The organism is Gilliamella sp. WF3-4, assembly GCF_001690275.1.
GTDB lineage: Bacteria > Pseudomonadota > Gammaproteobacteria > Enterobacterales > Orbaceae > Gilliamella > Gilliamella apicola_C.
In genome coordinates this window covers 125,934-147,177 of the sequence record NZ_LZGW01000001.1, presented here as the reverse complement: position 1 = coordinate 147,177, position 21,244 = coordinate 125,934, and the positions used below count along the sequence as shown (strand labels likewise).

Sequence of the window (21,244 nt, the reverse complement as noted above, 5' to 3'; positions counted from 1 at the left end):
ACAATAATAATGAATAAATTAAATTGCTAACGTGATTGCATTGACTGATTGTATCGATATTTAAATGCAAATTTAATCATGCCTATTTAGGCACTTTACATTCGTATATAAACAAGGCATGTAAACTAAATAGAAATAAATATAGAAATAAATATTTTTCAATATATTAAAAAAATATCGCCTATAAGGTATAAATCGATTAAAATTATCAAAATAATATATTAAATTTAGCAAAAATAACTAAGAGACTCATAATGAAAAAAACAACACTTGCAATAGGAATCGTTGCTGTATTAGGCGTTGCCTACGTAGGCATAGCATGGCAAACAGGTAATATCATTGAAAATAATATCGATAATCAATTAGCACAAATAACAGCCAAAATTAACGAATTTCAAGATGATTTTACAGTGTCAGTAATGAAAAGCAATTATGAAAAAAATATATTTTCAACTAAATTACATTTAACTGTAACAGTATCACCTCAAAATACCTTAGATGAAAATGCTAAGCCTAAAACCTTATTTGACGATGATATAACTATCCACCATGGTCCTTTCCCTATTGCAGCGCTTGCTAAAGGGACATTAGCCCCACAAAAAGCTTGGCTAGAATACGAAATGACAGAACAAAGCAATCCAACACTTTGGAAACTTGCTGGTAATCAACCATTTATTGCTGGGCATATAGGAATAAGCTATGGCGAATATATCACGCTTAAATTAGCCAATAAAGCAATTCAAGTCACACAAAGCGAAATACCCACCATCGATAATGGCTTACTCAATGTAAGTAATGGGAGTTATACCTTCAGTGGCTATGCGGATGCTACCGACGTAAAAGCTAAAGTGCAATTGGATAAATTAGATTACATTTCAGATGATAACAATTATAGTTTGAAAGATGTTAATGTATCGCTAAAACCACTTAATACACTAGAAGACTTTGAATACCAATTTAATATTGGACATGCTAAATACACGCTAGATGGCATAACAAAAAGTACGGTTAATATTGATAATTTCCAATCAAAAGGTAATTTTAACTACAAAAACCAAAATGGTGATACACAAAGTAGCGTCGATAAATTAGCATTCACCTTTGCTACCGCTTCATTTTCAAAAGTTCAATCGGTAGTAATCAATAACATGATTGTAAACCAAAAAAGCACATTAAATAATGCTAATACCGTAGATGGTTCATTATTTAGTAGCATAGATTCAATTCTGTGGGGACAACAAAATCTAGGAAAAGTATCATTAGACTTTAATTTCCAAGGTGCCGATAAAGATCTATTTTCTGATCAATTTAGCCTTGAAGACTTTGATGAAATTATTGATAGCAGTCGCCCAGTTCATACAAAATTTTCACTAAACAAATTTAATTGGCACAACGCGGCTGGAGATATCAATTTCAATTTTGTGATGGATGTAAAAGATATAGGCAAAGATGCATTAGAAAATAATAATAATAATGTTGATAAAATAGATCGCCTAAAACTACAGCTTAGCGCACCATTTGATGTATTAGGACGTATTTCAGCACAAATAGAACATCCAAATACCGATAACGTCACACCAGAACAAATTAATAAAGCAAGCTCGAATCTAGTCATGATGAGCAAAATGTTTTTATATAATTCACCAATAGTTAATTTCAGTAAAGACGGTAAACAAGGTATATTCACCGACATTGAATATTCTCGTGCCCTTGACAACGTCAAGGTAAATGATAAGACAATGACTAAAAAAGCATTTTTAAATAGTCTTCAGTAAATTATCAATATAAATTCAATTAACTTCCTAATTATTCCGCCAGTTTTATTGGCGGAATGTGATTTAAACTAACCGAATAAAACATTCTTATGAACACTCAGGTCAACGCATCAAATAAAAACCAGTTCAAACGAACCATGAAAACTAGGCATTTAATTATGCTATCACTCGGTGGTGTGATTGGTACTGGTTTATTTTTTAATACTGGATATATTATTGCAACCGCTGGTGCTATCGGCACAATTATTGCTTATTTAATTGGCGCACTAGTGGTTTATTTAGTTATGTTATGCCTTGGAGAGCTAGCGGTTGCCATGCCCGAAACAGGCGCTTTTCACACTTATGCATCACGTTTTATTAGCCCTGGCACAGGTTATACTGTTGCGTGGCTATATTGGCTAACTTGGACAGTTGCACTGGGCTCAAGCCTAACTGCAGCAGGCTTATGTATGCAATACTGGTTCCCTTCTGTTTCAGTCTGGATTTGGTGTTTAATATTTTGCATTGTGATCTTTGTATTAAACATTATAACTGCACAATTTTTTGCTGAAAGTGAATTTTGGTTTTCAATTATCAAAGTGCTTACTATTGTCATTTTTATTATTGCTGGTGCAGCAGCCATTTTTGGCATTATCCCAATGAAAGACAACATGCCAGCCCCATTTTTGCACAATATTACCGATAATGGTTGGTTTCCTAACGGCATCACTCCGATTATTATGACGATGGTATCAGTCAATTTTGCCTTTTCAGGTACTGAATTAATAGGCATTGCAGCAGGCGAAACCCAACAACCAGAAAAAACCATCCCATTAGCTATCAAAACCACTATTTTACGGCTTATTATATTCTTTATTGGCACAATTTTTGTTCTTGCGGCTCTTTTACCAATGGAACAAGCAGGCGTGATAAAAAGCCCTTTTGTCACTGTTTTTGAAAACATTGGCCTGCCTTATGCTGCTGATATGCTTAACTTTGTGATTTTAACTGCAATTTTATCTGCTGCTAATTCAGGCCTTTATGCATCAGGACGTATGCTATGGTCGCTATCCAATCAAGGAACATTACCCAAATGCTTTAGCAAACTGACCAAAGATGGTATTCCCGCATTTGCTATCACAATGAGTATGTTAGGCGGATTACTTGCATTGCTCACAAGCGTTATCGCTCCTAATACCGTATTTGTGGCATTAACAGCTATTTCAGGCTTTGCCGTTGTTGCTGTTTGGTTAAGCATTTGCGCTTCACATTACTTTTTTAGAAAGCAATTATCTACAACCGAACAAAACACACTAAAATATAAAGCACCATTTTATCCACTTGTGCCAATTTTAGGTTTTATTTTATGTTTGATTGCCTGCATTGGCTTAGCTTTCGATCCTCAACAACGCATAGCGCTTTATTGTGGTATTCCATTTGTGATTGTTTGCTTTATTGCCCACCACTTTACCCAAACCTACCAAAAGCGAGTGACAAAATATGACCAATAATAATTTAATTCACTCGCTCTTAAAGCAAAAAACACACATTATTATTGATGGCGCGCTGGCTAGTGAACTACAACGCCGCGGATGCGATCTTAACGATAGTTTATGGTCGGCAAAAATATTAATTGAAAAACCAGAATTAATCCGCCAAGTCCATTATGATTATTTTAAAGCTGGTGCGAATTGCGCCATCACCGCCAGCTACCAAGCTACACCATTAGGGTTTTCCCAAAAAGGCATTGCGCTTGATGAATCTATCAAACTAATTAAAACCAGCGTTGAACTTGCAAAACAAGCTAAACAACAGTATTTAACGGATACCAAACAAAACAAACTTTTATTAATAGCCGGATCAGTGGGGCCTTACGGCGCATATCTTGCCAATGGTTCAGAATACACAGGCGATTATCATCTTGATAAAGAGGCTTTTATTGCTTTTCATCAAGACAGAATTCAAGCATTGATTGAAGCCAAAGTTGATATTCTTGCTTGTGAAACCCTACCTTCATTTGCAGAAATCAAAGCATTAACTACGCTTATCGCACAATTCCCGACAATGGCATGTTGGTTTTCATTAACGCTAAAAGACTCAAAGCACCTTAGTGATGGCACACCATTATCACAAGTTATCAACTATTTAAACAATATCGAGCAAATTGTCAGTATTGGCATTAACTGTATTGCATTAGAAAACGTCACTCCAGCATTAGAGGTACTAAATAAACTTACCACTAAGCCGCTAATAGTCTACCCAAATTCAGGCGAACAATACGATCCAACTACCAAACAATGGCATAAAAACCATCAACATAATTGTACGTTTAGCAATCAATTACCGACTTGGATTAAATTAGGGGCTAAATTAATTGGTGGTTGTTGTCAAACAACACCGAGTGATATTAAGCAAATTGTAGCGTTATTAAAGGGAGATTGATTTTTATCAAAAAATCGAGATTGTAAAAACAAAAAACTAATAAAATCAATGTCTTTTCTGAACATTTTTTGAATAAATAATAAAAGGAGAATGCGTTTGTTTTTGTAATATTTTAGGCAGGAGAAATAAGTATTATAAAGTATAAAGTGAGATAAATTGAAAGATTATAATTTGTACTAACTCAAACCTAATCTGACAGTTACCCGTTTTTATTGGGTGTCCGTCAGATTAAATAAAGGCTATTACAAATAAGTAGCTTAATTTTCTACGTGAATTGTGTACTAAGTTTGGAGTATTTAAATTTGTTGTAACGCTTTGCTTACTGTTTTAGACGCGCTTCTATCGTTTTCTCAACTTTAACCAGACTTTTAAAGCCATATTTTATTGTTTTGTAACGTTAATTGGGGGTTTAATTATGGCTTAAAAAGCTTGCGACAGCAAAGTTTTGATACTTTATAAATGGTGAAACGACAAGCATTAAATATCAACGCTAAATCAGTGGCTATGTTTTTTCTTTATTGTAATACACTAAACCGCTTCTCGATGATAAGGCGTTAATCTTGAATTTTTATGCATATTATTACAGCATTTTCGCCTAATAATGTAGAAAATGCTATATATTACAAATTAGGATAGCTAATAAAACAGTGTAAGCTAGTTATAGACAAATCTATCCCCCCTTGCATTTTAAGGTGATAATATGCTGTATCAATGTTTTTTGATATTTCAAGTTCACCTATATATACAGGTAAAATATCATCTTCATCTATATTATTTTCATATTTCAGATCAATGATAGTATTTATCTTAATAGTACAAATTTCACCGCCATCATTCATGTTCAAAATTTCAAGTATAATTAAATTTTGATTTAGATCTAAATCGAATCGGGATAGATTAACATCTACAAGTTTAAGATTGTCATCTTTCATCATTTTATTCGCCCATATTATTTGCCCATATTGATAAAATGAGCGGTAAAATATTGTAAATACCCTACTTAATACATAATTCACCTAAAAAATTAAGCTGCTTATTTTGCCGTTCTATAAATATATAAACCCTATTTTTGAACATTAATTGTGTCGCTTTTTTCAAAATCATCTTATCGCAAAAACATGATTCTATAAGTACTGCTTTTCAATTTAATAATAATTTTTGTGCCACAATTAAATAGCTAATGATAGTAATTACATTAATAATAGGTATAAAAACATGGCGTTAATTATAATCAACGATTTCACCTTTGAAAATATTATTGAATTAATTTGCCTCTGAGTAAAAATAGCAAATAAAAATTTTAAGCGATGCAAAGATAAATTAGAATGTTTTGTGCTAATTGAAATAGAATAAAGTAAGTCATTATTGAATTTATCTTGTTGATATAAAGATGTTAAAAAATATCCTCAAGTGCTAGTTTAGAAAGTTAAGGGGTAAAGCATGAACAAAAATCTAGAAAAAACGAGTAAATTTCTAAGTTACATTTTAAGACATCAACCTGAAGCTATAGGTATAGCTTTAGATTCTAATGGGTGGATTGAGATTGAAACGCTAATTATGCAAGCTAATCAACATGGTGAATATCTTACCAGAGATCTAATTGAAGAAGTTGTTAAAACAAGCGATAAAAAACGTTTTACAATTTCAGAAGATGGGTTAAAAATTCGTGCTGCACAAGGACATTCAACTAAACAGGTTGAAATCAAATATCAACAACAAATCCCACCAGAATTTTTGTATCATGGGACGGCCACTCGTTTTATTGATTTAATTAAAGAACAAGGGTTAATTGCAGGTGACCGCCATTATGTTCACTTATCTTTCGATGAACAGACAGCTAATGCTGTAGGCAAACGACATGGTAAACCGATTGTATTAAAAGTAAAAGCTTTGTTAATGCATCAACAAGGCTTCAAGTTCTATTTAGCTGATAATGGTGTTTGGTTAACCCATACTGTTCCTAATACCTTTTTTACGTTTGAGTAAATAGCCCCTAATTCAGCCTGCCCTACTTTATATTAAGCTGATTTTGATCCTAACCAAACATGATATGTTGAACTACAATTCCAAATACAGAATTAAACAAAACTTCCAAATTGGAACAGGTAACAATTTATATAAAAATCGGTGTAACTTTTGTGTAATTGACAATCAACTCATATTTATTTTATGAGTAAAAAACCAAAATAAGACATGATCATTAAGATAAACAATTATTATTGTACTCTAAAATTTAAATAATTTATAAGATTATTACTTTGATTGCGATAACTTATTTCTATTATGCAATATTAGTTAAAAATTACAACAATGAAAAACAATAATGATTGTGGCGATAAAATAACATTAATGATGACATAAAACCAACTCGAAATTGCTTTAGATTATTACTCAATGCACTAAAGCAACAACGACTATCGTATTACCTTCCTTTAGAATCTTAGCCGTTAAATTAACTGCAATATTAACTGTAAATCTTTGCATCCATTTGCAAGCAGGTTTGAGAAAAAACAATTATATTATTTCCAATAAAAATAATATTAGCCGCGTTTTTATTGGAAATTTATCTATAATTTTTTATTACGAAAGAGCGCAAACCAATAGATTGTCCACTTGCTTTTTCCGATAAGATTATCGACAAATCGTAGCTAATTTAAAAGAATCCGAAGCCGGTATCCCCCGTCAAAGAGCTTTGCCGTAAATAGGGTATGGGAATTCAACTTTCTATAAATGGCGTGATAAATACGATAGTATGGAAATCTCAGATATCAAACGCTTAAAACAACTAGAAGCTGAAAATCGTAAGCTTAAGCAGATGTTTGTTGAGCTAAATTTAAAATCTCAGCTTCAGGAGGAAATCATAAAAAGCTATAGTGCCAACTCAAGCACGTAAAGCCTGAGCTGTGCAACTGCAATAAAATCATTCTATTACTATTGCCATGAGCTGCGCTATTGTTAGTTTAAGCAGCTGAGCTTACTATTATCAACCTAAATTACCGGATGATTCGATGATTATGTTAGTGCTAAGTTATCACGGATAGACATTTACGCGGGGTCTTCTTCAGTGTTTTAATCGTATCAGAAAGCGCGGCTAGAAATGGAATCATAAGTGTATTTATCGAATATACTGCCAGTTAAAGCTTAATCTCAGGGTAAAGCGTAAACAACGTATTCCTCCGCGAAGCCCAGAAAAACTATCAGTACCAAATAAGCTAGGTGAATGTTGATGAATGGATTTTATGAGTGACAGCAGTCGCAATCAACGCCGGTTTAGAACCTTCAATGTCATCGATGACTTTAATTGTGAGGCGTTAGGCATTGATATTGCGATCAGTTTACCGACAGGTAGGATTACCCGTTATCAGAATAAACTGACCAGATATCATGGTTATCAACTCGAAATATGAGTAGATAACGGACCGGAATTCACAGGAAAAACATTCATCGGCTGGGCAAAATTACATGGTATAACCATAGATTATATTCAAGCAAGCAGCGTAATTTTCTACCTGAATCTTATACTAACTTTGGGGGGATATTTACATAGCCGATCCATATTCACCTATTTACTTTATAAATTAAGTATAAGCGATATAAATTGGCTTACCTAGTTGGTATTTTTGCAAAAAAAATTGCAAAATGATTAAAACAGAACACGATAAGCAATAATAGAATAATGAGGTAAATAGGATATAAAAAAACAAACATTGATGTTAACTGTAAATCTTATGGTTAAAAGGATAAACAACCCCTAGCACAGCGCCCTAAAACACACCAATAAAAAACTTCAATAAAATCAATGGTTTTTCTGACTGATTTTTAACAAATAAACAAAATGGCATAAGCGTGCTTTTCTTATTTGGATATAAAAAAATATTACTAGCAAGGCGCACAAACCAATTTAAGTTCACAATTCACATCTATAATTATAGAATTTAGTGGCAGCGTTAACTGTCACTAGAACCACATATTGAACAATCGATTGTTAAGTTACTTTTTGAATATCAAATTAGATTGGGATTTTTATTGCTAATGCTCTCACCTTGTTAAAAGCAATGAGAGCATTATATTCGGCATTTATTAAGCAACGCCAGGAATGGTGAAATCCATAATGAGTAATAACGTTGGTAAAATAAAAATAGATAAAACTGTTGATACAAAGAAAATACTTGACGCTTGTTCTTGCTCGACATTCCAATTATAAGCCAAAATAACAGCCGTTGATGCCGTTGGCATTGCTAATAAAAAGACCAGTTCTTCAGCTTCCATACCGGTAATACCAAATAAATATACAGAAATAAGCGCCACCACAGGTGTAATAAAACTTTTTAATATCACATTGATCATTAATGGTTTAGATAATGTTAATTTAACACCATGAATACCAACACCAACTGCAATAAGCGAAATAAAGTTACAAGCATTAGACATAATATCAAAGGTATTAAACACAAAATGAGGTAACCATTTTGTGCCATCGGTAACGCTCACAATTAACCCTAAAATAACAGCTAAAAACATTGGCTTCATCAGTGAGTTTTTGACTGCACTAAATATCATATCACCAGTTACCTTACCACCAGACATTTTGGTATCGCATAACTCTAACAGAAATATTGTCATTGGAATCAATGATAACGCCACAACAAAATTAGCAATCGCAACTGAAATAGTAGAAGCCGCACCTAACATCAACGTTAAGAAAGGTACCCCCATTCCCCCCATGTTTGGAAAGCAGCACAACATAGTATTCATAGCCGTTGACTTTAAATCTTTATGTAATATGTACTTATTGGTTAAAAAACAAATTATCCATAAAAATGACATAGTACAGAAAAACGCAAACATCCAAATACCATTAAATATTTGCGAAGGTTTAGCATGCGAAGTATGCACAAAAAGTAACGCTGGGAAGACAAAGTTTGAGACAAGCCCTGATAATAATTTTTTAGCATCTTTTGTAAAGATCCCTTGTTGTACACATAACCAACCAAGAAAAATTAATAAAAAAACTGGAAGACAAGAACTTACAACTTGCCCAACTGCAGACCAGATTAGATTCATTTTTTAAAACTCCTAAAATAATATTACTTAAAATACAAATTCGGTAATTGGCCGGTAACTTCAGATTAGATATTATATTTATAAACCGAAGCAAAATAACTGGGTAACAAAATCAAATATTTTTTATTACCTATAAAACGGCATTTTTTTCTTGAAACTGGATATTATTAATATGTTATTTCACACCGTGTATAATTGCTTAAAAACACGATTAATATGACAACCTTTAATTATATTTAAATGTAAAATATATAAACTTACAGATCATTATACTTACTCTTCTCGAACTTGTGTAAACCCCCCTTTCAGCTAGCTGTCCTAAAAACCCATAAAACCATTACAAATAGGTCTTATATTGATGAATAATTTATATTAGTTCATTAAAAAACAAGGAATAAGCAAAAATAAAAAATGAGTGTTAAAGTATAGTAAAAATTAATATTGCGCTAAAAATTACCTAAATGCTGTTTTTTATAATGCGTTATTCGTTATAAAAAAACACACCTATCATAGTTAATAATTTGATTTAATTTATTTATATAGAATTGTTGCTGTAAAGCTTTATTGTTGATATTTATATAATGACAATGAATAAAGAAACAATATACGGTAAAGTTTGTTTCGAAAAAATCAATTAATGACTAACATAATGTAAATCATTTATTCGCTATTGTAAAATGAGTAATGCTACTTTGCGCTAATTTGACGATATAAGCATCTTACTTATCATTTTTAATGCATCAGCAATAATTAGTGACACTCCTTATTTTAATACTGTTGTGCATAAGCTCCTATCAAGATTGCTTTTAGTGAATGTCACAATGGCTTCCACTAAATCTATATAGAAGAAAAAGTGAAAACAATAATTTTAAAGCTTAACTAATTTTGTCGATAAAGATTTTCTTATTTTTCAAATCAAAGTTAAATGCAACATAGTAACAGTTTTAGATATTAAATATTATAATTCACTTATGAGCCCATATTCACAATCGAGTTACGAAAACGTTTTAACGCAATTAAAAAAAATACTGTACCAATTGCTAATAACCACGCATAAGACGTCCAAACAACACTTAACCCCGCTCCGCGATACAAAATAGCCTGCCCTAATTCAACAAAGTGTGTAGTTGGAGCAAATAGCATAATATTTTGAACAATTTCGGGCATACTTTCACGCGGGGTACTACCACCAGACAGCATTTGCAGTGGTAACAGAATTAAAATAAGTAACATTGCAAATTGCGCTGTTGATTTTGCAACCGTTGCCATGAAAATACCTAGTGATGTTGTCACAAATAAGTGTAGCGCTGCCCCGATTAAAAATAAGGTTACCGAACCTGCAATTGGCACATTTAACCAGCTATGCACCACAAGTAATAAGGCTATCCACGTTGAGATTAATACCACAAGCCCCATCGACCATACTTTTGATATCATAATTTCAAATGGAGTCACTGGCATGGCAAGGAGATGATCAATGGTTCCATGCTCGCGCTCTTTCATTAAGGCGGCACCTGTTAAAATAATGGATAAAGTGGTCACTATGTTAATAATTTCCATAACTGAACCAAACCAAGATCGTGTTAAATTAGGGTTAAAAACGGTGCGCACTTGTATATTAACGGGTAAATTAGTTGCTTGACTATAACGATTTACATATTCGGTTACTTCACCTGTGATAATTTGTGTGATGTAGCCATTACCAACAAAAGCTTGTCCCATTCGTGTTGCATCAATATTTAGCTGAATGTTTGGACTTTGGTTATTGAGCACATCGCGCTGAAAATTAGGGGGGATATTTAAAGCAAATGTAAAGTTATCGGTATCCATGCCATGATCGACTTCATTCATTGAATTTAATTTAACAGGATGATTAAACATTGGCGGATAAAACGCGGCAATTATTTGTCTCGATAAAGGCGAATCATCTTCGTCAACCACTGCTATAGAAGCATGATTTAGGGAATCAGAGGTTGCGGTTGCAGCAATATAAATATCAAAAGTAAAGCAATAGGCAATCAATAATAGCATGATCGGATCACGCAATAATCCCCATAATTCTTTAATCCCTAAACGATAAATATTAGTTAAACTTTGCATAATATCTATCCTTCTTGCTTTTTGAGAAGAAAAATACTTGTGCCAAGCACAATAGGTATTGTGAGCAATAAAACCAATATTGAATTATGCAACTCTATAAAACTAAGTGCTTTATTAAACACACCACGAGCAATAATTAGCATATGCGTTGTTGGGTAAACTTCACCTATATAGCGTCCACCCCCTTCTAATGAGGTGATAGGATTAAGTAATCCTGAAAATTGAATTGCCGGTAACATGGTTCCCACGCAAGTTAGGAAGATAACGGCAATTTGGCTACGGGTGACAGTTGAAGCCAATAAACCTAATCCTGTTGCAATAATACAATAAGCAAATGCTGCTAGGCACAAAGTAAACAGGCTTCCTTTTATGGGAACACCAAAAATAGTGACTGCCATAACGAGTAGTAATAAAAAACTGAACATTGAAATAATGATATAAGGTACTTGTTTTCCCAATAAAAATTCAGCTTTAGTTACTGGTGTCACATATAAATTGATAATCGATCCCATCTCTTTTTCACGTACAACAGATAAAGCTGCTAACATTGATGGGATCATTAATAATAAAATAGGTATTACCGCTGGTACCATTGCTGGTAAACTTTTAACATCTGGATTATAACGGTACCTTGCTTCTATATTTGCAAGGCTAGTTGAGGCTTGCCCTGTTGTCTCTTTGACTTTTTCGCTTAACCACGCAAGATGCATACCTTGGACGTAGCCTTTAATGGTTTCAGCGCGCAAAGGCATTGCGCCATCAATCCAAATTGCAATATCAACGGGATCACCTCGTTGTATATCTCGTCCAAAATTCGGTGGGATTTCAATCGCTAGAGCAATATCATTACTGCGTAATCGTGCATCCATGTTGTTATAGTCAGTAATTGGTTCCCTTTCAATAAAATATCGTTTAGAGCCCGATAAATTAAGGGTATAGTTTTTACTGATTATACTTTGATCCCGATCAAGTACAGCAAAACGTAAGTCTTCAACATCCATGGTAATGCCATATCCCATAACCAACATTAAAATGGCTGAACCTAATAAAGCTAATAAAGCACGCAAAGGATCTCGAGATAATTCTAGTGTTTCACGCCATATACACCCTATCATACGTCTGGTGCTAAATCCTTGGAAAGGTTGCTTTGCTGATGTTTCAGTAGCATGATTAGTTGTTGTTTTCGGCGTTTCAATCAATTGTTCTTCACTATGACTATTATCAGCCCCAGCATCAACAAGATAACGAATAAATGCTTCTTCTAATGTGTTGGCCTTTTTTGCACTAATTATATTATCTGGTGTATCACTCGCTAACACTTTACCGGCATGCATTAAAGAAATTCGATCGCATCTAGCTGCTTCGTTCATAAAGTGAGTTGTGATAAACACGGTGACTTTATCTTTTCTAGAAAGCTCGATAATTAAACGCCAAAAATCATCACGGGCAATGGGATCAACACCTGATGTAGGCTCATCAAGAATAAGGATCTGTGGGTTATGTACAACAGCAACTGATAATGAGAGTCGTTGTTTTACCCCTAAAGGTAAGCTATCGGGTAGATTTTGTGACTCTTGTTCTAAGCCAAAACGTTTAAGCAGTTCCGCAACTCGAGCGGGGATTTTACTTTCCTCAAGACCAAACAAGCGCGCATGTAATACCAAATTTTGTTCAACGGTTAATTCATTATATAAAGAAAAGGCTTGAGACATGTAACCTAAATGCCGTCTAACGTTAATATCACTGGCATCAATTGGTTTGCCAAATAGCCAAGCCTCTCCTGATGAGATCGGCAATAATCCCGTTAGCATTTTCATGGTTGTCGATTTACCACAACCATTTGAGCCTAAAAAGCCAAATATCTCACCTTGTTTAATTGAAAAATTAACATGATCAACAGCAATAAAGTTGCCAAATTGTTTAGTTAAATTTTTGGCTTCTATTGCTATTTGTAAATCTTGATTAACATCTAAAGGAGGAATTTCAACAGCTTGATAAGCTTGTTTGGCACTTTCGGGCATTAACTGAATAAAGGCATCATCTAAATTATCTTTATTTGTTTGAGATAATAATGATTTTGGTGTGCCTGTTTCAAGAATCTTTCCACCATACATTGCCACCAACCAATCAAAGTTTTGCGCTTCATCCATATAGGCGGTTGCCACAATCACGCTCATTTGTGGCCTTTGTTTACGAATTTTATTAATCAATTGCCAAAATTGAGCTCGAGAAAGCGGATCAACCCCTGTTGTAGGCTCATCCAAAATTAATAAATCAGGATCATGAATTAATGCAGAACATAAGCTCACTTTTTGCTTCATACCGCCAGATAAGCGCCCTGCGGGTCTTGATAAAAAAGGATATAATCCAGTACTATGGGTTAACTCATCAATACGGCGCCTGCGCTCTGCGGCATCATTCCCAAATAAACGAGCAAAAAATTGTAAATTTTCTTCTACTGATAATGTAGGATACAAATTTTTTCCTAACCCTTGTGGCATATAGGCAATTCGGGTACACACATTTTTACGGTGTGATTTATCCTTCATATCACCATCTAATACATAAACAGAACCGTCTTGAATAACATGAGCACCAGCAATGAGCGATAATAAACTCGATTTACCCACACCATCAGGGCCAATAAATCCAACCATACAACGCGGTGGAATCAAAAGATTAATATTATCAAGCGCACAGTTTTTTTTGTAGTGTAGCGTTACATTACTTACTTTTACTACTGCATCATCAAGGGATTTAGTTTCGTTAAGTAAAGCTAAATCCTTATTGTCTGAATCTGACATATGCTGTCTCCAATTATTTTGTTGGACATTTTGCAACATCAGATAAGCCGGCTGGCCATGGTGTATTCGTATCTAACCTAACCCAAGCAATGCCAGGTAATCCCGTTTTAACTTGAGAAATAAAGCATTTTAATAATTGAGGATCTAATTGTGCTTTAACTCTAAACATCAATTTTTGACGTTCATCTTTTGTTTCAACTGTTTTTGGCGTAAATTGAGCAACACTTGATACAAATGATATTTTGGCTGAAATCGCTTTATCGGGTAAAGCATCAAGAACCAGTCTTACTTCGTCACCAATACCAACTTTACCAGCGACTGTTTCTGGCAAAAAGAATGTTAAATAAACGTCGGACAGATTAACCAGATTCAATACCTTACCACCTGAAGGTAAAACTTCCCCCAGTTGCGCAATACGATATTGAATACGTCCATCAACAGGAGCAATTAAGGTGCTGTCATTAATATTCGCTTGAATTTCATTGATATTTGCCTGCGCAACTTCAATCGCCGCATCGGCAGTGGTAACTTGTGATTTAGCTGAATCTAACACCGCCTTTGCACTATTGACTTTAGCGGTATCATCATCAAATTGCTGAACCGAAATCGCCCCTTTTTGATAAAGTTCTTGAGTACGTTGTAAATGTTTATTAGCAATATCCAAATCACTCTCTTTTTGAGTAACAGCCGCTAAAGCAACAACTTTATCACTCATAGCTTGTCGATGTTGAGCTTGGGCTTCATTTAATTGTGCTTGTAAGGTATCAGTTTGCATAACCACTAGTGGTTGCCCTACCTTGACAAAATCGCCTTCATCAACGTTAATTTTTTCGATTCTACCCGCTAGTTTAGTTGAAATATTGATTTCCGTTGCTTCAATACGCCCATTACCACTAATAAAATTCGAGCCATATCCATCAGTTTTTAACTGCTGCCATAAAATAAAAACGATAGCAACAACCACAACAGCAATAATAACCCATTTTCTGCTTATTTGTTTCATGAATAACACCTTTTTAACACGGTTTATAACAAATCTAAACGAAGTAACAAATCGTTATAGGGCATTTACTTGTATTGGTTAAATAATAGCAAATGTTTATAACAAATAAAATCTGTTCATAAAACAAACGCAATAAAAGCTAAAAATTTATAGCATGTGAAATACTTTAATATTTTCTTAAATAACAATAATATTGTTATATATGTAACGGTGTAGATATATCTATCATTATTTAATATTTCGAAATAATCTTTTAACAATATAAGGATGTAAAATAGAAACTGGCAACATATATAATTTACCCCAAATATTATGATTTTTAACTGAGGCAATTAAATATAATGTATTTTTATTTGAATTATCGTGCTCATCTATAACAATAATGCAGACACAAACATCCAAATGGGAATCTTTTACAACTAATGTAAGTTTATTGTCGGTTTCCTCTGTAATAGTAAAAAAATGAACCATATTGTTTAAATTTGAATCATGATTCTCTTTTCGAGAACGGCTAAAACCGTTAATAGGCTTAATACCAACTGCTTTCACTAAACAATCCCTTATTCTAAAGAGTATTTCTAACCATTTAGGTTAGTGAGATGTCATTATTTCATAGGCTTGATATGCGGTCAGATTTTTAGAAATCGCTTTTTTCTGGTAATCTAAGTAATCTATTTCATTTGCAATTAAAGTAGCATTACTCGGCAATATCTGGCGTGTTTTTTTAATATTTTCTTGTTTTCTGCTCATATGATTAATATTTTTAGTTAACAAAATAGCAGGTTATGATCGCACAAAATACCAACAATAAATTCGTAAATCAATAGAAAACAAGCTACCTTAGTTAAGAATACAACAATCGTTTCTTAGTCATTATACATATGACTTTAATTAGAAATAGCGTTACTTATAATTAATATCTCAATAGATTAAATGGTCAATTGAAAAACCATGGTAATTTATATGCAAACACGAATGTAAATGTTATGCTTACAGTATTAAAAATAGATAACTTCAAGCTACTATTTAAAGGGGATTTTATGTCTCTGCTTTCTTTTTTAATACTTTATAACAAATTTAGTTTTTCCCCCCAATAATGAGCAATGTTACTAATGAAAAAGTTACTAATGAAAAATTAGGTTATTCTAACCAACAGCTCAACAAGAAAGTAGCTACTTATGATTATTGTTCTGTTTGCTTCATTTCTAACTTTCCCATTTAGGTTATCAAACAACTTAAATGCTAAATTAAATAAAGATTATTATAAGAAGTAAAGGAGTTGTATTTTGATATTACAAATTATATTGATGATTATCATTGCCTATCTTGGGGGATCACTTTCTGGAGCTATAATTATCAGCCGAATCATGCAGTTGCCTGATCCTTCTGAACATGGCTCACATAACCCTGGAGCAACCAATATTTTACGATTGAATGGCAAATTACCCGCTATTTTTGTTTTAATTTTTGATATGTTGAAAGGTGCCATTCCCGTTTATATAGCTTATCGGCTTGGAGTGACACCTTTCTTTTTAGGGATTATTGGTATTTTTGCTTGTTTAGGACATATCTTTCCCTGTTTTTTTCATTTTCGTGGTGGCAAAGGCGTTGCAACTGCCTTAGGTATGATGATTCCAATAGGTTTTGATTTTACAGGTTGTTTTATTCTGACTTGGTTACTGGCGCTATTGATTACTGGCTATTCATCTGTGGCTGCGATTGTTGGCTTTCTTATGGCACCTTTTTATGTTTGGCTATTTAGACCTGAGCTTACTTTACCCGTTTCTATGCTTTCATGTTTGATTATTATTCGCCATAATAGTAATATTGCACGCCTTTTAAAAGGTGATGAATTAAAAAGTTATCATCGTGCAAAAATAAAAAATGACTAAAATCTATCAATAATAAGTATAGATTTAACAATTTATTATGTAAATTGTTGTCAACTAAGTACTATTGTGCCTACGAATTTGCCTACAATTTTTCAATTTTCACCAACATTAAATACACCTTTAAAATAATTCTTATTTAATAGATTATTGAAAATAAGGTATTATTAACCTAACAATTTAAATCTGCGAGAAATAGATTAATTCATGCAAATAAGTCCATTACTAGAATCTCTTATGGAAGCACTGCGTTGTTTACCTGGTGTTGGTCCAAAATCAGCACAACGAATGGCCTTTCATTTATTACAACGAAATCGACAAGGCGGTATTAAATTGGCTCATGAATTGCATGAGGCAATGATAAATATAGGCCATTGTAAAGAGTGTCGAACATTCACCGAGCAAAATATTTGTTCTATTTGTAAAAATGCTCGCCGTCAAAGTAGCGGACAGCTTTGTGTGGTCGAAACACCAGTTGATATCGTTGCCATTGAACAAACTGGGCAGTATAGTGGTCGTTATTTTGTATTATTAGGCCACTTATCACCATTAGATGGTATCGGCCCTAACGACATTGGCCTTGATTTATTAAAAATCAAACTAGCATCAGAACCAATTAATGAAGTCATTTTAGCCACTAACCCAACCGTTGAAGGCGATGTGACAGCTAATTACATTGCACAAATGTGCGCAGAGTTTAATGTAACAGCAACTCGAATTGCTCATGGTGTACCAGTTGGTGGTGAACTCGAAATGGTTGATGGTACAACACTTTCTCATTCATTTATTGGTCGTCAAAAAATAGAGTTTTAGTGTGACTTGATCTCGTGGCCTAGTTTATCATATAGCATATTAGTTATGTGATTAGTTAGTTATATGATTAGTTAGTTATATAATAGTTAGTTATGCGATGATTAGCTAGACCATAATAATTATGCAAAGAGGATAAATATGAAATATAAAGCCGTTGCCTTTGATATGGATGGTACATTACTTACTAGTAATCGTTTAGTTCTGCCAGAAACAGTCAATATGATCAAAAAAATAAGCGATCAAGGTGTAAAAGTGATTTTAGTTTCAGGGCGCCATCATTCTGTAATTTATCCTTATTATTACCAACTTAACTTATCGACGCCAGCAATTTGCTGTAATGGCTCTTATCTTTACAATTTTGAAAATGAGCAATTGTTTGCGGGAAAACCAATGACAAAAGATCAAGCAAAAACATTATTGGAGTTAGTTAATCAGTATAAGATACATACTTTAATTTATACTGATCAATCGATGACTTATGAAGTCCTTGATGATCATCTTGAAAGCTTTTTTAAGTGGGTTAATACATTACCAACCTTTTTACAACCAGAAATCAAAAAAGTGAATAGCTTTGAAAAACTGATAGATGAATCTGCTTCAATTTTCAAATTTGCCACAAGTAGCCATAATATATCTGCATTGCAACAGTTTTCAAATGCAGTAGAGGCATTAGATATGTTTTCATGTGAATGGTCTTGGTCAAATAGAGCGGATGTTGCAGTGAAAGGCAATACCAAGGGTAATGGTTTAACGCATTGGGCAAAGCACGAAAATATTGATCTAAGTGAAATAATTGCTTTTGGCGATAGTTATAATGACATCAGTATGTTATCTGTTGCTGGATTAGGAATTGCAATGGGGAACGCTGATGATGAAGTGAAAGCTAAAGCAAGTTATGCCATTGGCGATAATAATAGCCCAAGCATCGCAATAGAACTAGAGAAACTCTTTTTATAATTGATTAGTTAGTAATAATAAAATATGTTTGAAATTATTTACCAAGATGACAATCTAATCGCTATTAACAAGCCATCTGGTTGGCTTGTACATCGCAGTTGGCTAGATAAACATGAAACGGTTGTTGTTATGCAAACTTTGCGAGATCAGATAGGTCAACATGTGTTTCCCGTTCATCGGCTTGATCGACCAACATCAGGAGTACTATTATTTGCGCTCTCTAGCGATATAGCACGAATAATGTCTGAACAATTTGCAACGAAGCAAATTGAAAAAACTTATTATGCCATTGTGCGAGGTTACGTGGAAGGTGAAGCTATAATCGATTATCCTTTAGTTGAGGAATTAGATAAAATCGCCGATAAATTTTCTGATAAAAACAAGCCAGCACAAAATGCAGTGACTTTTTACCGAGGTATTAGCAAAATTGAAATACCCATTAAAGTGAGGAAATTTGATAGCGTAAGATACAGTTTTGTCGAATTAAAACCACAAACAGGTCGTAAACATCAATTAAGACGCCATATGAAACATATTTTTCACCCTATTTTAGGGGACAGTAAACACGGCGACCTTCATCAAAACCGAGCATTTGCTGATTATTTCGGTATTAAACGATTAATGCTTCATGCCCATACACTGAAAATCACACACCCTATTGAACAAAAGCAAGTAATATTAAAAGCTACGCTCGATCCTAATTGGCAAAATATCTTATTAAATTTCAAATAACCATTTTTGTGCTTTAATGAAATTGCTTTTTTTTTAGGTAATTACATAGTATCATTTTTGTCACTTTCCTTAGATGCCATTTTTTAATTTATCTACATTTTTATTTTATCTAGGAAAGCACTTATAAATTTAAATAAATCTATAATAGGAATGAAAATGAAAACAATTATTAAATTTTTTAGTGTGTTTTTACTAGCCCTGATGGTAACAGCTTGTTCATCAGAAAAAACACCAGAACAAGTAGCAGAAAAATTTATCACAGCAATCTACAAAGGTGATTTAGATACCGTTATGGATCTGATCTATTTTCCTAAAGAAGATAGCAAAGATATAGATATGACAACGCTTATGAAAAGTAAAATGCAAGAAGCGCTTAAAAGAGGGAAAGCGTTTGCCGATGAACATGGTGGTTTTGATAAAGTCGAAACAGCACCTGCAGAATATACCAATGATGAAAAAACAATGGCTAAAGTACAAGCTATCGCTTCTTTCAAAGATAATACTAAAAAAGATGAAAAAAACATCTCATTAATCAAAGTTGATGGTAAATGGTTAATTAATATGAAAATATAAATTATAGCTAATGTTAATTGTTATGTTAGAAATGATAAAAGGGTAAAATTTTACCCTTTTTAATTGTGAAACAATGTTGATGAAATATTACCGTTTCTTTCCTATTATTTTTCTCATGCTGATAAATTTTGCATTTGCTAATCAGCTTGCTTCTTCTTCCAATCAAACCATTGAATTGCCTTATTCTATAAAAGTAGGAGACTGGGTTTTTAGGAAAGGTATACAAACCGATAGTTTTATTGTCAATCAGTTAGGTGGCGGTGATTTCTCACATATTGGTATGATTATATCAATTCAGCCAGAGATTAAAATTATCCACGCTACAACAAGTGATGATAATAATCGCCTCAATCAAGTAATTGTGTCAACCTTAAACGAATTTATTACTCCTGAATTAGCTGAAAAATATGCTATAGCAAGACCTAATTTTTTGTCTGATGTGCAGCGATCGCAAATTGCCAATGACCTTCTAATTAAACAAGGAGAAGCTTTTATATTAGCACCAAGAGAACAACCCCATCTTTATTGCACAACATTACTTTTTGATTCTATTATTAAATTCCAACCTGATTTTAATGTTGAATGGAAGTATACTCATTTTCCAACATTAAGTGGTTTTTATCTCTTTCCCCAAGCATTTGCAAATTATCCCAATATTACTTGGATCTATAAATATCCATAAAACGCATGGTGGTTTATGGCTCTCTGCGCCAGAGTTTGCGCATTTACCCGTTAAAAGGGGGCAAGAAATACTATCGCCACACTCTACAATAAACTAGTTCGTTATTATCTTTTCCAATTTAGAATTGGCGTAACCCATTTTTCAATGGTTAAACAACTGATGTTAACACGTTGATAATGGTGGTGATTTTCTTTATGGTGTAGCCGCTATATTTCTTGACCGCAATAAAGTATTCGTTTTGTTTTTTGTAGATTATTCTACATTAGTATCTCATATAACCGTAAACAGGCGATGACTAAACTATAAAAGGCGATAAAAACTTATTAGCAAATGATCTACAAAAACAGCCGACTTAAGTATATACTCTTTATTAATTTAATTAGCTTTATCATAGTGTAAGTTAGTTGCAATTAATGCCATTATCAGTATTA

17 protein-coding genes and 1 pseudogene are annotated in these 21,244 nt (G+C 33.3%); 12 read left to right on the top strand and 6 right to left on the bottom strand.

Annotation, left to right across the window (positions count from 1 at the left end; all coding sequences use genetic code 11):
• Nucleotides 1-254: 254 nt before the first annotated feature.
• From A9G47_RS00745 to mmuM, 3 genes are all read left to right on the top strand, one after another.
• Nucleotides 255-1,775: a YdgA family protein gene (locus A9G47_RS00745; protein ID WP_065641920.1), complete on the top strand. Its 1,521-nt coding sequence runs from the start codon at nucleotides 255-257 to the stop codon at nucleotides 1,773-1,775.
• A gap of 89 nt (nucleotides 1,776-1,864) precedes the next feature.
• Nucleotides 1,865-3,265, top strand: coding sequence for an S-methylmethionine permease (mmuP, locus tag A9G47_RS00740; protein WP_065582784.1), 1,401 nt, complete (start codon nucleotides 1,865-1,867; stop codon nucleotides 3,263-3,265).
• Nucleotides 3,255-4,196: a homocysteine S-methyltransferase gene (mmuM, locus tag A9G47_RS00735; RefSeq protein ID WP_065641919.1), complete on the top strand. Its 942-nt coding sequence runs from the start codon at nucleotides 3,255-3,257 to the stop codon at nucleotides 4,194-4,196. Before mmuP ends, mmuM begins: the two co-directional genes overlap by 11 nt.
• A gap of 620 nt (nucleotides 4,197-4,816) precedes the next feature.
• Here the strand turns inward: mmuM and A9G47_RS00730 are convergent.
• Entirely contained in the window at nucleotides 4,817-5,131 is a 315-nt protein-coding gene (locus A9G47_RS00730) for a hypothetical protein (RefSeq protein ID WP_065588917.1), read from the bottom strand.
• 505 nt (nucleotides 5,132-5,636) lie between these two features.
• Here A9G47_RS00730 and A9G47_RS00725 point away from each other — a divergent pair.
• The 3 genes from A9G47_RS00725 (at nucleotide 5,637) to A9G47_RS14110 (ending at nucleotide 7,603) form a co-directional block, all read left to right on the top strand.
• Nucleotides 5,637-6,182 (top strand): RNA 2'-phosphotransferase, encoded by a 546-nt coding sequence (locus A9G47_RS00725; RefSeq protein WP_065641918.1) that lies wholly within the window; start codon nucleotides 5,637-5,639, stop codon nucleotides 6,180-6,182.
• A gap of 715 nt (nucleotides 6,183-6,897) precedes the next feature.
• A complete protein-coding gene (locus tag A9G47_RS13380) occupies nucleotides 6,898-7,089 on the top strand; it encodes a transposase (protein ID WP_141672050.1) in 192 nt (63 codons plus the stop codon).
• A 346-nt stretch (nucleotides 7,090-7,435) separates the two neighbouring features.
• Nucleotides 7,436-7,603 carry a hypothetical protein gene (locus A9G47_RS14110; protein ID WP_176700626.1) on the top strand — a complete coding sequence of 56 codons (168 nt, stop codon included), beginning with the start codon at nucleotides 7,436-7,438 and terminating at the stop codon, nucleotides 7,601-7,603.
• A gap of 673 nt (nucleotides 7,604-8,276) precedes the next feature.
• On the opposite strand, the gene A9G47_RS00715 is transcribed toward A9G47_RS14110, so the two are convergent.
• The 5 genes and pseudogenes from A9G47_RS00715 to A9G47_RS00695 all read right to left on the bottom strand — a co-directional run.
• Nucleotides 8,277-9,260 (bottom strand): AEC family transporter, encoded by a 984-nt coding sequence (locus tag A9G47_RS00715; protein ID WP_065580310.1) that lies wholly within the window; start codon nucleotides 9,258-9,260, stop codon nucleotides 8,277-8,279.
• 969 nt (nucleotides 9,261-10,229) lie between these two features.
• Nucleotides 10,230-11,360: an ABC transporter permease gene (locus A9G47_RS00710; RefSeq protein ID WP_065566834.1), complete on the bottom strand. Its 1,131-nt coding sequence runs from the start codon at nucleotides 11,358-11,360 to the stop codon at nucleotides 10,230-10,232.
• Nucleotides 11,361-11,365: 5 nt separating this feature from the next.
• Complete coding sequence (gene rbbA, locus A9G47_RS00705; protein WP_065641956.1) at nucleotides 11,366-14,164, bottom strand: ribosome-associated ATPase/putative transporter RbbA; 2,799 nt, start codon at nucleotides 14,162-14,164, stop codon at nucleotides 11,366-11,368.
• A 13-nt stretch (nucleotides 14,165-14,177) separates the two neighbouring features.
• Nucleotides 14,178-15,167, bottom strand: coding sequence for an HlyD family secretion protein (locus A9G47_RS00700; RefSeq protein WP_065566833.1), 990 nt, complete (start codon nucleotides 15,165-15,167; stop codon nucleotides 14,178-14,180).
• Between the two features lie 228 nt (nucleotides 15,168-15,395).
• Nucleotides 15,396-15,746: pseudogene (locus tag A9G47_RS00695) on the bottom strand (DUF2867 domain-containing protein); the annotation flags it as partial.
• Between the two features lie 728 nt (nucleotides 15,747-16,474).
• Between A9G47_RS00695 and plsY the strand changes: the two are divergent.
• The 6 genes from plsY (at nucleotide 16,475) to A9G47_RS00665 (ending at nucleotide 20,813) form a co-directional block, all read left to right on the top strand.
• On the top strand, nucleotides 16,475-17,059 hold the full coding sequence (gene plsY / locus A9G47_RS00690; RefSeq protein ID WP_065641917.1) for a glycerol-3-phosphate 1-O-acyltransferase PlsY: 585 nt from the start codon (nucleotides 16,475-16,477) through the stop codon (nucleotides 17,057-17,059).
• A gap of 204 nt (nucleotides 17,060-17,263) precedes the next feature.
• Nucleotides 17,264-17,869: a recombination mediator RecR gene (gene recR / locus A9G47_RS00685; protein ID WP_065566831.1), complete on the top strand. Its 606-nt coding sequence runs from the start codon at nucleotides 17,264-17,266 to the stop codon at nucleotides 17,867-17,869.
• A 138-nt stretch (nucleotides 17,870-18,007) separates the two neighbouring features.
• Nucleotides 18,008-18,826: a pyridoxal phosphatase gene (locus A9G47_RS00680; protein ID WP_065641916.1), complete on the top strand. Its 819-nt coding sequence runs from the start codon at nucleotides 18,008-18,010 to the stop codon at nucleotides 18,824-18,826.
• 24 nt (nucleotides 18,827-18,850) lie between these two features.
• Nucleotides 18,851-19,558 carry a tRNA pseudouridine(65) synthase TruC gene (gene truC / locus A9G47_RS00675; protein ID WP_065566829.1) on the top strand — a complete coding sequence of 236 codons (708 nt, stop codon included), beginning with the start codon at nucleotides 18,851-18,853 and terminating at the stop codon, nucleotides 19,556-19,558.
• A gap of 156 nt (nucleotides 19,559-19,714) precedes the next feature.
• On the top strand, nucleotides 19,715-20,131 hold the full coding sequence (locus tag A9G47_RS00670) for a DUF4878 domain-containing protein (RefSeq protein ID WP_065566828.1): 417 nt from the start codon (nucleotides 19,715-19,717) through the stop codon (nucleotides 20,129-20,131).
• 73 nt (nucleotides 20,132-20,204) lie between these two features.
• Nucleotides 20,205-20,813, top strand: a complete 609-nt coding sequence (locus A9G47_RS00665) for a hypothetical protein (RefSeq protein WP_081297853.1) — start codon at nucleotides 20,205-20,207, stop codon at nucleotides 20,811-20,813.
• The last annotated feature ends 431 nt before the right edge of the window (nucleotides 20,814-21,244 follow it).

What these genes read in the sequence shown, in the direction of transcription:
- A9G47_RS00745 (WP_065641920.1), top strand. Translation starts at nt 255, where the DNA reads ATGAAAAAAACAACACTTGCAATAGGAATCGTTGCTGTATTAGGCGTT.
- mmuP (WP_065582784.1), top strand. Translation starts at nt 1,865, where the DNA reads ATGAACACTCAGGTCAACGCATCAAATAAAAACCAGTTCAAACGAACC.
- mmuM (WP_065641919.1), top strand. Translation starts at nt 3,255, where the DNA reads ATGACCAATAATAATTTAATTCACTCGCTCTTAAAGCAAAAAACACAC.
- A9G47_RS00730 (WP_065588917.1), bottom strand. Translation starts at nt 5,131, where the DNA reads ATGATGAAAGATGACAATCTTAAACTTGTAGATGTTAATCTATCCCGA.
- A9G47_RS00725 (WP_065641918.1), top strand. Translation starts at nt 5,637, where the DNA reads ATGAACAAAAATCTAGAAAAAACGAGTAAATTTCTAAGTTACATTTTA.
- A9G47_RS14110 (WP_176700626.1), top strand. Translation starts at nt 7,436, where the DNA reads ATGAGTGACAGCAGTCGCAATCAACGCCGGTTTAGAACCTTCAATGTC.
- A9G47_RS00715 (WP_065580310.1), bottom strand. Translation starts at nt 9,260, where the DNA reads ATGAATCTAATCTGGTCTGCAGTTGGGCAAGTTGTAAGTTCTTGTCTT.
- A9G47_RS00710 (WP_065566834.1), bottom strand. Translation starts at nt 11,360, where the DNA reads ATGCAAAGTTTAACTAATATTTATCGTTTAGGGATTAAAGAATTATGG.
- rbbA (WP_065641956.1), bottom strand. Translation starts at nt 14,164, where the DNA reads ATGTCAGATTCAGACAATAAGGATTTAGCTTTACTTAACGAAACTAAA.
- A9G47_RS00700 (WP_065566833.1), bottom strand. Translation starts at nt 15,167, where the DNA reads ATGAAACAAATAAGCAGAAAATGGGTTATTATTGCTGTTGTGGTTGTT.
- plsY (WP_065641917.1), top strand. Translation starts at nt 16,475, where the DNA reads ATGATTATCATTGCCTATCTTGGGGGATCACTTTCTGGAGCTATAATT.
- recR (WP_065566831.1), top strand. Translation starts at nt 17,264, where the DNA reads ATGCAAATAAGTCCATTACTAGAATCTCTTATGGAAGCACTGCGTTGT.
- A9G47_RS00680 (WP_065641916.1), top strand. Translation starts at nt 18,008, where the DNA reads ATGAAATATAAAGCCGTTGCCTTTGATATGGATGGTACATTACTTACT.
- truC (WP_065566829.1), top strand. Translation starts at nt 18,851, where the DNA reads ATGTTTGAAATTATTTACCAAGATGACAATCTAATCGCTATTAACAAG.
- A9G47_RS00670 (WP_065566828.1), top strand. Translation starts at nt 19,715, where the DNA reads ATGAAAACAATTATTAAATTTTTTAGTGTGTTTTTACTAGCCCTGATG.
- A9G47_RS00665 (WP_081297853.1), top strand. Translation starts at nt 20,205, where the DNA reads ATGTTGATGAAATATTACCGTTTCTTTCCTATTATTTTTCTCATGCTG.